The 12,510-nt window shown below is 70.7% G+C and carries 10 protein-coding genes; 6 read left to right on the top strand and 4 right to left on the bottom strand.

What is annotated here, in order from left to right:
• The first annotated feature begins 30 nt into the window (after window positions 1-30).
• The 3 genes from ACIA6T_RS21515 to ACIA6T_RS21505 all read left to right on the top strand — a co-directional run bounded on the left by ACIA6T_RS21515 (window position 31) and on the right by ACIA6T_RS21505 (window position 3,561).
• The gene (locus ACIA6T_RS21515; protein ID WP_399448068.1) at window positions 31-1,626 is read left to right on the top strand and encodes an MFS transporter; all 1,596 of its coding nucleotides are present in this window, start codon (window positions 31-33) and stop codon (window positions 1,624-1,626) included.
• A gap of 77 nt (window positions 1,627-1,703) precedes the next feature.
• Window positions 1,704-2,324: a TetR/AcrR family transcriptional regulator gene (locus ACIA6T_RS21510; protein WP_399448067.1), complete on the top strand. Its 621-nt coding sequence runs from the start codon at window positions 1,704-1,706 to the stop codon at window positions 2,322-2,324.
• Window positions 2,325-2,508: 184 nt separating this feature from the next.
• Entirely contained in the window at window positions 2,509-3,561 is a 1,053-nt protein-coding gene (locus ACIA6T_RS21505; RefSeq protein ID WP_399448066.1) for an endonuclease/exonuclease/phosphatase family protein, read from the top strand.
• Window positions 3,562-4,061: 500 nt separating this feature from the next.
• Here ACIA6T_RS21505 and ACIA6T_RS21500 read toward each other — a convergent pair whose 3' ends face one another.
• Genes ACIA6T_RS21500 through ACIA6T_RS21490 form a run of 3 tightly spaced genes read right to left on the bottom strand, consistent with a single transcriptional unit; the run spans window position 4,062 to window position 7,157 of the window.
• Window positions 4,062-5,822 carry an NAD+ synthase gene (locus ACIA6T_RS21500; RefSeq protein WP_399448065.1) on the bottom strand — a complete coding sequence of 587 codons (1,761 nt, stop codon included), beginning with the start codon at window positions 5,820-5,822 and terminating at the stop codon, window positions 4,062-4,064.
• A gap of 49 nt (window positions 5,823-5,871) precedes the next feature.
• Window positions 5,872-6,495 (bottom strand): DUF305 domain-containing protein, encoded by a 624-nt coding sequence (locus ACIA6T_RS21495; RefSeq protein ID WP_399448064.1) that lies wholly within the window; start codon window positions 6,493-6,495, stop codon window positions 5,872-5,874.
• Entirely contained in the window at window positions 6,492-7,157 is a 666-nt protein-coding gene (locus ACIA6T_RS21490; protein ID WP_399448063.1) for a DUF3105 domain-containing protein, read from the bottom strand. Before ACIA6T_RS21490 ends, ACIA6T_RS21495 begins: the two co-directional genes overlap by 4 nt.
• A 342-nt stretch (window positions 7,158-7,499) precedes the next feature.
• Here ACIA6T_RS21490 and ACIA6T_RS21485 point away from each other — a divergent pair, with 342 nt between their 5' ends.
• Window positions 7,500-7,943 carry an RrF2 family transcriptional regulator gene (locus tag ACIA6T_RS21485; protein WP_399448062.1) on the top strand — a complete coding sequence of 148 codons (444 nt, stop codon included), beginning with the start codon at window positions 7,500-7,502 and terminating at the stop codon, window positions 7,941-7,943.
• A 224-nt stretch (window positions 7,944-8,167) separates the two neighbouring features.
• A complete protein-coding gene (locus tag ACIA6T_RS21480; RefSeq protein WP_399448061.1) occupies window positions 8,168-9,529 on the top strand; it encodes a glutamine synthetase family protein in 1,362 nt (453 codons plus the stop codon).
• A 335-nt stretch (window positions 9,530-9,864) separates the two neighbouring features.
• Here ACIA6T_RS21480 and ACIA6T_RS21475 read toward each other — a convergent pair whose 3' ends face one another.
• Window positions 9,865-10,422 carry a DinB family protein gene (locus ACIA6T_RS21475; protein WP_399448060.1) on the bottom strand — a complete coding sequence of 186 codons (558 nt, stop codon included), beginning with the start codon at window positions 10,420-10,422 and terminating at the stop codon, window positions 9,865-9,867.
• Between the two features lie 303 nt (window positions 10,423-10,725).
• On the opposite strand from ACIA6T_RS21475, the gene ACIA6T_RS21470 reads away from it, so the two are divergent.
• Window positions 10,726-12,300 (top strand): polysaccharide lyase family 1 protein, encoded by a 1,575-nt coding sequence (locus ACIA6T_RS21470; RefSeq protein WP_399448059.1) that lies wholly within the window; start codon window positions 10,726-10,728, stop codon window positions 12,298-12,300.
• Window positions 12,301-12,510 lie beyond the last annotated feature (210 nt).

Raw genomic sequence — 12,510 nt, 5'->3', positions numbered from 1 at the left:
CCCGTATCGTAATTAACTACTCTGGGCCGCATGACTTCTCCTGCCGCCCCTGCCCGCCACCGGGTCCCGGAAGCCGTGCACCGGCGCCGTTGGGCGATCCTCGGCGTGCTGATGCTGAGCCTGCTGATCGTCGTACTCGACAACTCGATCCTGAACGTCGCCATCAAGACGATCTCCACCCCCGCCCCCACCGGCCTGGGCGCCACCCAGAGCGAGCTGGAGTGGGCGATCAACTCCTACACGCTCGTCTTCGCCGGTCTGCTCTTCAGCGCGGGCCTGCTGGGCGACCGGCTCGGCCGCAAGAAGGTGCTGATCGGCGGTCTCGTCGTGTTCGGCGCCGGCTCGGCGCTCGCCGCGTTCTCCGGCTCACCGGCCGAGCTGATCGGCTTCCGCGCGGTGATGGGGTCGGGCGCCGCACTCGTCATGCCGGCCACCCTGGCCGTCCTGATGAACGTCTTCGAACGCGACGAGCAGCCCAAGGCCATCGGCATCTGGGCGGGCGGTGTGGGCCTCGCCATCGCCATCGGCCCGATCACCGGCGGATTCCTCCTGGACCACTTCTGGTGGGGCTCGGTCTTCCTCGTCAACGTGCCCATCGTCGTCCTCGCCGTCGCCCTGATGCTGTGGCTGGTCCCCGACTCCCGCGACCCGAACCCCGGCCGGATCGACCCCGTCGGCGTCGTCCTGTCCGTGACCGGACTGGTCCTGCTGGTCTACGGCATCATCAAGGGCGGCCAGCTCGCCGACTTCACCGACGTCACGGTGGTGTCGACGGTCGGCGCCGGCCTCGCCGTGCTCGCCGCGTTCGTGGTGTTCGAGAAGCGCAGCGACCACCCGTCCATCGACGTCGCCTACTTCAAGAACAAGGTGTTCTCCGCCGCGGTCGTCGCGATCGCGCTGGTCTTCTTCGCGCTGATGGGCGTGACGTTCTTCGCCGTGTTCTACACCCAGAGCGTGCGCGGCTACTCGCCGCTGGAGACGGGCCTGCTGCTGCTGCCACTGGCCGCCACACAGATGCTCTTCGCACCGCGGGCCCGCCTCCTGGTGGACCGCTTCGGCTACAGGACCACCACGACCGCCGGCCTGCTGGTGCTCGCCGCGACGCTGGCCGCGTTCGCCACCCTGGACGGGGACACGCCGATCTGGATCCTGGAGGTCGTCTTCTTCCTCATGGGCGCCGGCATGGCGCACGTCATGACGCCGGTCAGCGTCGTCATCATGCAGGCCCTGCCCCGCGAGAAGGCCGGCTCCGCCTCCGCCCTCAGCAACGTCTTCCGCCAGGTCGGCGGCGCCCTCGGCATCGCCGTACTCGGCTCGGTGTTGTCCGCCGCCTACCGCAACGGCATCGAGGACGATCTCGGCCTGCTGCCGCCCGGCCTCCGGCACGCCGCCGGCGAGTCCATCGAGGCCACCCTGGCCGTGGCGGACCGGCTGGGCGCGCGCGGCGAGCCCCTGATCGGCGCGGCCGACGACGCGTTCCTGCACGCCATGCACGTCACCGCGCTGTGGGGAGCGGGCGTCGCGGTGCTGGGCGCGGTCGTCGTCGCCGTGTTCCTGCCCGGCCGTACGCCGACGCCCGAAGAGGAGGAGGAGAAGCAGGAACTGACGCCGGCGACGGACCGATGACCCCCGGGCGGTGGACCGTCTCCACCGCCCACCGGGAGAATCGTCCCGGCCCACCCCCGACGTAAGGACCCGACGACGTGATCCCGGCCGACACCGACCCCCGGCAGGACGGTCCCGCACGGGGCCGCCCCCGCAGCGAGGCGGTCGAACGCGCCATCATCGAGGGAGTGATGAAGCTCCTGGAGGACGGCGTGCCCCTCGCGGAGCTCTCCATCGAGCGCATCGCCCGCACCGCCGGCGTCGGCAAGGCCACCATCTACCGCCGCTGGAGCGGCAAGGAACAGCTCCTCGTCGACGTCCTGCGCGCCGCCGAGCCCCCGGACCCCGAACTCCCCGGCACCTCCATGCGCGACGACCTCGTCGTCCTGCTGGAGTCCCTGCGCCTGCGCGGCCTGGCCGGTCGGACCTCGGCGATCCTGCACAACGTGCGCGCCCAGATGAAGAGCAGCCCCAACCTCTGGGCCGCCTACCACGACACCGTCATCCTGCCGCGCCGCCGGCTCGGCCTGGAGGTGCTGCGCCGGGGCCGGGAGAACGGCGAACTGCGCGCCGACGTCGACATGGAGATCCTCAACGACATCGTCGTGGGCCCCATCCTCGTCCGCACCGTCCTGCGCCCCGACGCCGACCTCCCGGACGACCTGGCCGAGCAAGTCGTCGACACGCTCCTGGAGGGCCTACGCCCCGTCACCGGCTAGCCGCGATGTGCGCGTTTCGTCACAGAGGGCGCTTTCACCACCCCCGCCCGGAACTCCCCGAGCGCCCCCGCACGTCCTCGCCCCTGTACGGCCGCCGAGGGGCGGCAGGAAAGGAACCGATCATCCCCTAGGGTCTTACGGACACGGGGGCGACGGTGTGCACGGCAGGTTGTGAGGCGACGGTATGGCGCAGCAGGCGTACACGACGGAGACGGACAACGGCGGTTCGGGGTCCGAGCCGCGGCCGACCCGGCTCCGGCGCCTGCGCGAGCGCCTCACCAGAGGCTGGCGCGGCGACCGCCGCGTCTGGCGCCGCGGTCTCGTCCTGGCCGCCTGCTCGGTCCTGACGGCCCTGGTCATGCTGGCCCACGGCCACATCCCGAACGCGATCGGCAACCTGGGCAGCCTGGTGGACACCTTCCTCCCCTGGGTGGGCCTGCTGATCCCCGTACTGCTCGTCCTCGGCCTGGTCCGCAAGTCGGCGACGGCGCTGATCGCGACGATCCTGCCGGTGGCCGTCTGGCTGAACCTCTTCGGCAGCCTGCTCACCGACAAGACCGCCACGGGCGGCGACCTCACCGTGGCCACGCACAACGTCAACGCCGACAACCCGGACCCGTCCGCCACCGCCCGCGGCGTGGCCGCCTCGGGTGCGGACGTGCTGGCCCTGGAGGAGCTGAAGGCGTCGGCGGTCCCGACGTACGAGCGGGCGCTGGAGTCGACGTACGAGTACCACAAGGTGGTCGGCACCGTCGGGCTGTGGAGCAAGTACCCCCTGAGCGACGTGAAGGCGGTCGACATCCGCCTCGGCTGGAAGCGCGCGATGCGTGCCACGGTGGCCGCGCCGGCCGGCCAGGTCGCCGTCTACGTCGCCCATCTCCCCTCCGTCCGGGTGAAGCTGGAGGCCGGGTTCACGGCCCGTCAGCGGGACAGGAGCGCCGACGCCCTGGGGGAGGCCATCGCCGACGAACCACTGCCGAACATCGTGCTGCTCGGCGACCTGAACGGCACGATGAACGACCGCGCCCTGAACGCCGTCACCTCCCAGATGCGCTCCACCCAGGGCGCCGTGGGCAGCGGCTTCGGCTTCAGCTGGCCGGCGTCGTTCCCGATGGCGCGGATCGACCAGATCCTGGTCAAGGGCGCCGAACCGGAGAGCTCCTGGACCCTCCCGGCCACGGCGAGCGACCACCTCCCCATAGCGGCCCGTGTGAGGGTCACCACACAGGACGACTGAGAGCCGGCTCCGCGAGCGCGACGGCGTCCGAAGCGCACGGCGTCGGTGTGCACCGGGGTCGGTCTGCGCGGCCCGGCGCTCGCGGGGTGCCCGGCGTCGGTGCGGGCCGGGGGTGTTCGCGCGGCCCGGCGCTCGCGGGGTGCCTCCCCCACTCTCGGCTTCTCCCCCACTCTCGGCTTCGCTCGAGCGGGAGGGACCCCCATGAGCGGGAGGGACCCCCCACCGCCCACCCGTGCCGCCCTGCGGCACGACTGCCCGCGGGAACGGGAACGGGGGCGGCAGCCGCGTACGGCGCGGAGGGGTCGGGGCGGGGGTGGCCGCCCGCAGTGGCCGGCGCGTCCGCGCCCCGCACCCTCACCGGCGGACGTGATCCGCGCCGGTCCGAGGACGGACACCCCCGACGCGGCCCCGCCCCACCCACCGACCGCGGGCGCTGCGCCCGCCCCCACCGGACCGAACCCCGCGCCGCAGGCATCCCGCAGACGCGCGTCAGACGCGCGTCAGGCGCGTGCCCCCTCGCGCCAGCCGTTCGTGATCGGGAGGCGGCGGTCCTTGCCGAAGCCCTTCGGGGAGATCTTCGTGCCCGGCGGGTACTGCCGCCGCTTGTACTCCGCCCGGTCCACCATCCGCAGCGTCCTCGTCACCAGCTCCGCGTCGAACCCGGCCGCGACGATCTCGTCCGCCCCCCGGTCCCGGTCCACGTACAGCGCCAGGATCGCGTCCAGCACCGGATAGTCCGGCAGCGAGTCCGTGTCCACCTGCCCCGGCCGCAGCTCCGCGCTCGGCGGCTTGGAGATCGAGTTCTCCGGGATCGGCGGCGTCTGCCCCCGCTCCGCCGCCGCCCGGTTGCGCCACTGGGCCAGCCGGAACACCGACGTCTTGTACACGTCCTTGATCGGCCCGTACGCCCCGACCGAGTCCCCGTACAGCGTCGAGTACCCCACCGCCAGCTCCGACTTGTTCCCCGGCGCCAGCACGATGTGCCCCTCCTGATTGGAGATCGCCATCAGCAGCGTCCCCCGCAGCCGCGACTGAAGGTTCTCCTCCGCCAGCCCCGTCAGCCCCAGCGCCCCCATGTACGCGTCGAACATCGGCTCGATCGCCACGGTCCGGTAGTTCAGCCCCGTCCGCCGCGCCAGCTCCGCCGCGTCGTCCTTCGAGTGCTCGGACGAGTACTTCGACGGCATCGACACGCCGTACACGTTCTCCGCCCCCACCGCGTCGCAGGCGAGAGCGGCGACCAGCGCCGAGTCGATCCCCCCGGACAGCCCGATCAGCACCGACCGGAACCCGTTCTTCTCGACGTACGCCCGCAGCCCCACGACCAGCGCGGAGTACACCTCCTCGTCATCGTCGAGCCGCGAGGCGTACTCTCCGGCCGACGAGGCGTCGTACGCGGGCACGGGCTCCTCCGACAGCACGACCCGGTCGATCCGCAGCCCGTCGTCGACGACCCCCGTCGGCGCGTCGGCCTCCGCGAGGGGCAGCTCGAGGTCGACCACGACACACGCCTCGGCGAACTGCGGGGCACGCGTCACGACGTCGCCGTCACGGTCCACGACGATCGAGTCCCCGTCGAAGACCAGCTCGTCCTGCCCGCCCGTCATCGCGAGGTACGCGGTCGTGCACCCGGCCTCCTGCGCCCGCTTGCGCACCAGCTCCAGCCGGGTGTCGTCCTTGTCCCGCTCGTACGGCGAGGCGTTGATCGACAGCAGCAGCCCGGCCCGGGCCGACCTCGCCGCCGGCACCCGCCCCCCGTCCTGCCACAGGTCCTCACAGATGGCGAGGGCGACATCGACCCCGCGCACCCGCACCACCGGCATGGTGTCGCCGGGCACGAAGTACCGGAACTCGTCGAAGACGCCGTAGTTCGGCAGGTGGTGCTTGGCGTAGCTCAGCACCACCTCACCCCCGTACAGCACGGCGCCCGCGTTCTGCGGCGCACCGGCCGGCTGCCCGTACTTCGGCTGGGCGGCGGCGCTGCGGTCGAGGTACCCGACGATCACCGGAAGCTCCCCGAGCCCCTCCTCGGCGAGCCGCGCGGCCAGCGAGCGCAGCGCCGCCCGCGAGGCCTCCACGAAGGACGACCGCAGGGCGAGGTCCTCGACGGGATACCCGGTCAGCGCCATCTCGGGGAACGCCACGAGGTGCGCTCCCCGCTCGGCGGAGTGCCGGGTCCGGCGGACAATCGTTTCGGCGTTGCCGGCGAGGTCGCCGACGCTCGAGTCGATCTGATTCAGGGCGAGACGTAGTTGAGGCACGGGCCCAGTGTAATCGTCAAAGCGACGCGATGTCCCGGAGCCCCGTCCGCTACGGCCGGGCCGCCGCCCCCCGCTCCTCCAGCATCCCCGCCATCAGCGCGATCTCGGACTCCTGCCCCTCCACCATCCCCCGGGCGAGCCGCTTCTCGACCCCCACCTCACACGCACGGACGCACGCCTGGGCCATGTGCACCCCGCCCTTGTGGTGGTCCGTCATGAGCTGCAGGTAGAAGACCTCGGCCCGCTCCCCGCTCAGCGACCCCAGCCGCTCCATCTCGGTATTGGTCGCCATCCCCGGCATCAGCGCCCCGTCCTTGCCGGAGGCCGTGTCCCCCATGCCCATCCAGGTCATCGGCGGATCCGCGGACACCTTGGGCAGCTCCCACAGGTCGAGCCAGCCCAGCAGCATGCCCCGCTGGTTGGCCTGCGTCTGGGCGATGTCGTAGGCGAGCCGCCGGACCTCCTCGTCGTCCGTGCGGTCCCGTACGACGTACGACATCTCGACGGCCTGCTGGTGGTGCACGGCCATGTCCCGGGCGAACCCGGCGTCCGCGGACTCCGCGGCCGGAACCGCGTCCGAGGACCCCTCGTCCCCCGCCACCGCGTAGGTGATCGCCCCGGTCGCGACCAGTGCCAAGGCCGCGGCCCCCGCGATCAGCCCGACCTGCCTCACTTGGACAGCCCGTTGGTGCAGGCGGCCCCCGGCTCGGGCGTCTGCTCCCCCTGGACGAACTTCTCGAAGAACGCGTCCAGGTTCGGGTCGTCCGCACCGGTCACCGTGCGCTGGTGCCCCCAGGCGGACAGCATGATCGGGTCCTTCTGGCCGTCCACCGGACTCATCAGCGTGTACGGCGTCTTCTTCACCTTCGCCGCGAGCGCGTCGACGGCGGCCTTGTCGGCCGAGGCGTTGTACGTCACCCACACAGCGCCGTGCTCCAGCGAGTGCACGGCGTTGGTGTCGTTGATCTCGTCGGTGTAGACGTCCCCGTTGCAGTTCATCCACACCGGGTTGTGGTCACCGCCCACCGGAGGAGAGACGGGGTAGTCCACGGCCTTGGTCACGTGGTTGCGCCCCAGTTCGCCGTCCCACTTGCGCACACCGTCGTCGCCCGTGACGAACTTGCCCGAGGTCTTCGAGTCGGTCGCCGCGCTGCCGCCGTCGTCGTCCGACTGCGACTGGACGAGCACCACACCGCCGACGACGAGCCCCACGACGACCACCACACTGGCGGCGATGGTGAGGACGCGGGCGCGACGCTCGCGGGCCTTCTCGGCACGCCGCATCTCCTCTATGCGCGCCGAACGTGCCGAGCTGCTCTTCTTGGCGGAGCCCATGGGGGTGTCCTTCGGGGGAGTGGGACGAACGGGTCAGCTGATCGTAATAGGGGAGAGGGGGAGAGCCGTAGGGTTCACGGACAACGGAACCGGACCGCACCTCACAGGGTCGCACCACATAGAGCCGGACCCCACAGATCCGGACCCCGCAGAGCCGCACCACATAGAGCTGCACTCCACAGATCCGCGGACCCCGCAGAGCCGCACCACATAGAGCTGCACTCCACAGATCCGGACCCCATAGGGCCAGACCCCATAGGGCCGGACCCCACAGATCCGCACCCCGCAGACCGCACCCCAGAAAACTTGAACCCAAGATGCGTATTACCTACGCTCTCTGTCATGCGGCTCCTCCGCTCCACAGACCTGGCCCTCCGCGTCCTCATGCGCCTCGCCGTGGCCGGCGACTCCAACCCGACGACGCGCGACGTCTCGGAAGCCATGGACGTGCCCTACACGCACGCCGCGAAGGTGGTCGCCGAGCTCCAGCACATGGGCCTGCTGACGGCCCGCCGCGGCCGGGGCGGCGGTCTGGGCCTCACGGAGGAGGGCCGTACCGCCTCGGTGGGCGCGGTGGTCCGGGCCTTCGAGGGCGAGGGGGACGTCGTCGACTGCGAGGGCACCGCCACCTCGTCCCCCTGCCCGCTGAACTCGGCCTGTCGGCTGCGCGGCGCCCTGCGCGGGGCCCAGGAGGCGTTCTTCGCCACGCTGGACCCGGTCACGGTGGCGGACATCGTCTCGGCCCCCACCGGCCCCCTCCTGCTGGGCATCTCCCCGAGGCCGTGAGCCCGCCCGTTACGGATGTCGGCCGGAGCGGGCAAGATGGGCCTCGGAGCGGTACAGCGGTACACCTGGTGTGTGCGAGCTGTTCGGGCCACGGCAAGCCGTCCGATCGAGGTCGGCAACGCGTATGAAACGCTGGTGTGGTGGGATGCTCGCAATGCCCGGCCGTCTCCCCGGGACGCGGGAGCGGACAGGCGGCCTGACCGGCAAGGATGGGGAAGCGGAAGATGGACAAGCAGCAGGAGTTCGTGCTCCGGACGTTGGAGGAGCGCGACATCCGGTTCGTGCGCCTGTGGTTCACCGACGTGCTGGGCTTCCTCAAGTCCGTGGCCGTCGCCCCCGCCGAGCTCGAACAGGCGTTCGATGAAGGGATCGGCTTCGACGGTTCCGCCATCGAGGGCTTCGCCCGGGTGTACGAGTCCGACATGATCGCCAAGCCGGACCCGTCGACGTTCCAGATCCTCCCCTGGCGCGCCGAGGCCCCCGGCACGGCCCGCATGTTCTGCGACATCCTCATGCCGGACGGCTCCCCGTCCTTCGCGGACCCGCGCTTCGTCCTCAAGCGCGCCCTGGCCCGCACCTCCGACCTGGGCTTCACCTTCTACACCCATCCGGAGATCGAGTTCTTCCTGCTGAAGGACAAGCCGCTGGACGGCAGCCGCCCGACCCCCGCGGACAACTCCGGCTACTTCGACCACACCCCGCAGAACGTCGGCATGGACTTCCGCCGCCAGGCGATCACCATGCTGGAGTCGATGGGCATCTCGGTGGAGTTCTCCCACCACGAGGGCGCCCCCGGCCAGCAGGAGATCGACCTCCGTTACGCGGACGCGCTCTCCACGGCGGACAACATCATGACGTTCCGCCTGGTCATGAAGCAGGTGGCCCTGGAGCAGGGCGTCCAGGCGACCTTCATGCCCAAGCCGTTCTCCGAATACCCCGGCTCCGGCATGCACACCCACCTCTCCCTCTTCGAGGGCGACCGCAACGCGTTCTACGAGTCCGGCGCGGAGTACCAGCTCTCCAAGGTGGGCCGCTCCTTCATCGCGGGCCTGCTGCGGCACGCGGCGGAGGTCTCGGCGGTCACCAACCAGTGGGTCAACTCCTACAAGCGCATCTGGGGCGGCACGGAGCGCACGGCGGGCGCCGGCGGCGAGGCCCCGTCGTACATCTGCTGGGGCCACAACAACCGCTCGGCGCTGGTCCGCGTGCCCATGTACAAGCCCGGCAAGACCGGTTCGGCGCGCGTGGAGGTCCGCTCCATCGACTCCGGCGCCAACCCGTACCTGACCTACGCCGTCCTGCTGGCCGCCGGCCTGAAGGGCATCGAGGAGGGCTACGAGCTCCCTCCGGGCGCCGAGGACGACGTGTGGGCCCTGTCCGACGCGGAACGCCGCGCGCTGGGCATCGAGCCCCTGCCGCAGAACCTGGGAGAGGCCCTGACGCTGATGGAGCGCAGCGACCTGGTCGCCGAAACCCTCGGCGAGCACGTCTTCGACTTCTTCCTGCGCAACAAGCGCCAGGAGTGGGAGGAGTACCGCAGCGAGGTCACCGCCTTCGAGCTGCGCAAGAGCCTGCCGGTGCTGTAGGCGCGGACCGGGGCGGGCACCGGCCGGGTCTCCGGTCGGTGCCCGGCTGACGAGCGCATGGGGCCGACGGTCGCGGGCCCGGCCCCACCGATGGGATGCTGTTGGCCGATCCCGTCGTCGTTGGACGATTGGAGCGTTTCTCCAGGCGTGGCACCACTTACGCGGTGTTTCGCCGGGAGGAACGCTCCAGTCATGGCGCCGAGGCGGGTGCCTGGCAGCCGTCGGAGGATTCGTCAACAGCGTCCACCGATGGCTGTGGGCCCGGCCTCGTGGACGTCCACTGCCGCCTCCCGCCCCGCCCCGGCGGGGGACGGCGCGACAAAGCAGCGGTGCCGTCAGCCCATGCTCTTCGCGCCGTCCAGGGACTCGCGGATGATGTCGGCGTGGCCGGCGTGCTGAGCGGTCTCGGCGATGATGTGCATCAGCACCCTGCGGGCCGACCACTTCATGTCGGACTCGAACCACGGGGCCTTCGGCAGCGGCCACGCGGCCTCCAGGTCGGGCAGGGCGACGACCAGGTCATCGGTCCGGCGGGCCACGTCGGCGTACTCGGCCAGCACACCGGCCAGCGTCTCGCCGGGCAGCATCCGGAACTCGTCGGCCCGCCGGGCCCAGTCGGCCTCGGTCATGGCGGTGAAGTCCCCCATCGTGGAGGGGCCGTCCAGGATGAAGTCCACCCACTTCCGCTCGACCGAGGTGACGTGCTTGATCAGGCCGCCCAGGCAGAGCTCGCCGGCGGTCGTCCGCAGCCCGGCCTGCTCGTCGGTCAGATCACGGGTGGTGAAGCGCAGGAAGTGCCGGGACTTGGCGAGCGTCTCCAGCAGGTCGGCGCGCTCACCGGTCACCACCGGGGCCTCGGTGGAGTCGCTGGTGGTCAGCTCGTTCACGGTCATGGATCTGCCTTCCGTCGTTCCGTTCCGCGGTCGAGGACCACGCTAGAAGCTATGTAGGACAGGTCATGACCTAAAGGGCACGCATCCGTCCCATCGAAACGGAAGCATCCCTTCCGTAACTGCGCGGAACCTTGCCAGTCCCTCGAATGTGGCCCTACTGTCGCGGCAGACATCAAGAAAGCGCTTTCTCGCCGATGGGTCGGCTCACCCCCGCCTCCCCTCATCGGTAGTACTGACATGCCCATGACATAAGGCAGCTCGGTGCGGAACGCCCGGCACACGAGAGTGAAAGGCGAGACGAGAATGAAGCGATCAGTCGCAGTGCGACTCTCCGCGTTACTGGCCACGGGAGCCCTCGCGGCAGCGACCGGTTTGGCCCTGTCCACCTCCACGGCATCCGCCGCGACCGGCGGTGTCACCGGCTACGCGACCCAGAACGGCGGGACCACCGGCGGCGCGGGCGGCCAGACGGTCCGCGCCACCACCGGCACCGCGATCCACCAGGCCCTCTGCGGCCGGGCCAGCAGCTCCACCCCGATCACCATCCAGGTCGAGGGCACCATCAACCACGGCAACACCGCCAAGGTGTCGGGCAGCAGCTGCAACACCGCGGCCGGCGTGATCGAGCTCAAGCAGATCAGCAACGTCACGATCGTCGGTGTCGGCAACGGCGCGGTCTTCGACCAACTGGGCATCCACATCCGGGAGTCCAGCAACATCATCATCCAGAACGTGACGATCCGGAACGTCAAGAAGTCGGGCTCGCCCACGTCGAACGGCGGAGACGCCATCGGCATGGAAAGCGGTGTCCGCAACGTCTGGGTCGACCACACCACGCTGGAGGCGTCCGGCGGCGAGTCGGAGGGCTACGACGGCCTCTTCGACATGAAGGACAACACCCAGTACGTGACGCTGTCCTACAGCATCCTGCGCAACTCCGGCCGCGGCGGCCTCATCGGCTCCAGCGAGAGCGACACCTCGAACGGGTACGTCACCTTCCACCACAACCTGTACGAGAACATCGACTCCCGCACGCCCCTGCTGCGCGGCGGCATCTCACACATCTACAACAACCACTACAAGAACCTGAACGAGTCCGGGATCAACTCCCGGGCCGGCGCCCGCGCCAAGGTGGACAACAACTACTTCGAGGACTCCAAGGACGTCCTCGGCACCTTCTACACCGACGCGGCCGGCTACTGGCAGGTCAGCGGCAACATCTTCGACAACGTGACCTGGTCCTCACGCAGCAGCGACCACAACCCGGCGGGTCCCAACCCGACGTCGAACACGTCGGTGAGCATCCCGTACGCGTACACCCTCGACGCGGCCAACTGCGTACCGGGCGTGGTGAGCCAGACGGCGGGCGCCAACAAGGGCCTGAAGGTCTCCGACGGCAGCTGCACCCCGCAGAACCCGGACCCGACCGACCCCGACCCGACCGACCCCGACCCGACGGACCCGGACCCGACGGACCCGGACCCGACGGACCCGGACCCCACCGACCCGCCCACCGGCACCAACCTCAGCATCGGCGCGGGCTCCGACGGCTCCTCCAAGGCCGACGGCACGAGCTACGGCAACGTCCGTGACGGCGACATGAGTTCGTACTGGTCCCCGTCCGGCTCGACCGGCTCCGTCTCGATCAAGTGGGGCTCGGCCACCACCGTCTCCAAGATCAACATCAGGCAGGCGTCGGGCTCGGGCACCATCGGCTCCTACCGCGTCCTCAACCACGACACCGGCGCCGTCCTGGCCTCCGGCAGCGGAGCGGGCGTCATCAGCTTCTCCGCGACCTCCCTGACGAAGATCACCTTCGAGATCACCAGCGCCTCGGGCACCCCGAGGATCGCCGAGTTCGAGACGTACGCGAGCTGACCCGCACCGGGGGCCGTCCTCGCGGCGGCCCCCGGTCCCAGCCGGCGTGACGCGTCACGAAGCGGGCCCTCGTCGCCGCCGTGAGGGCGGGACGGGGCCGCCGGGAGCCCTGGGGCCCCGGACGTGGACGGAGCCGGGGGCCGGGGCGAACGGGCTTCGGACACGCCGACGAGTGACATCCCTCGGCGTCCGATGTCAGTGACGTGCCCT

It is taken from the genome of Streptomyces sp. NPDC051740 (assembly GCF_044453165.1).
In the GTDB taxonomy this organism is placed as follows: domain Bacteria; phylum Actinomycetota; class Actinomycetes; order Streptomycetales; family Streptomycetaceae; genus Streptomyces; species Streptomyces atrovirens.
This window is presented reverse-complemented; position numbering and strand designations above follow the sequence as displayed.

Bases quoted from the DNA above. Each gene is read 5' to 3' on its own strand.
- ACIA6T_RS21470 (WP_399448059.1), top strand. From the start codon at position 10,726: ATGAAGCGATCAGTCGCAGTGCGACTCTCCGCGTTACTGGCCACGGGA.
- ACIA6T_RS21475 (WP_399448060.1), bottom strand. From the start codon at position 10,422: ATGACCGTGAACGAGCTGACCACCAGCGACTCCACCGAGGCCCCGGTG.
- ACIA6T_RS21480 (WP_399448061.1), top strand. From the start codon at position 8,168: ATGGACAAGCAGCAGGAGTTCGTGCTCCGGACGTTGGAGGAGCGCGAC.
- ACIA6T_RS21515 (WP_399448068.1), top strand. From the start codon at position 31: ATGACTTCTCCTGCCGCCCCTGCCCGCCACCGGGTCCCGGAAGCCGTG.
- ACIA6T_RS21505 (WP_399448066.1), top strand. From the start codon at position 2,509: ATGGCGCAGCAGGCGTACACGACGGAGACGGACAACGGCGGTTCGGGG.
- ACIA6T_RS21490 (WP_399448063.1), bottom strand. From the start codon at position 7,157: ATGGGCTCCGCCAAGAAGAGCAGCTCGGCACGTTCGGCGCGCATAGAG.
- ACIA6T_RS21485 (WP_399448062.1), top strand. From the start codon at position 7,500: ATGCGGCTCCTCCGCTCCACAGACCTGGCCCTCCGCGTCCTCATGCGC.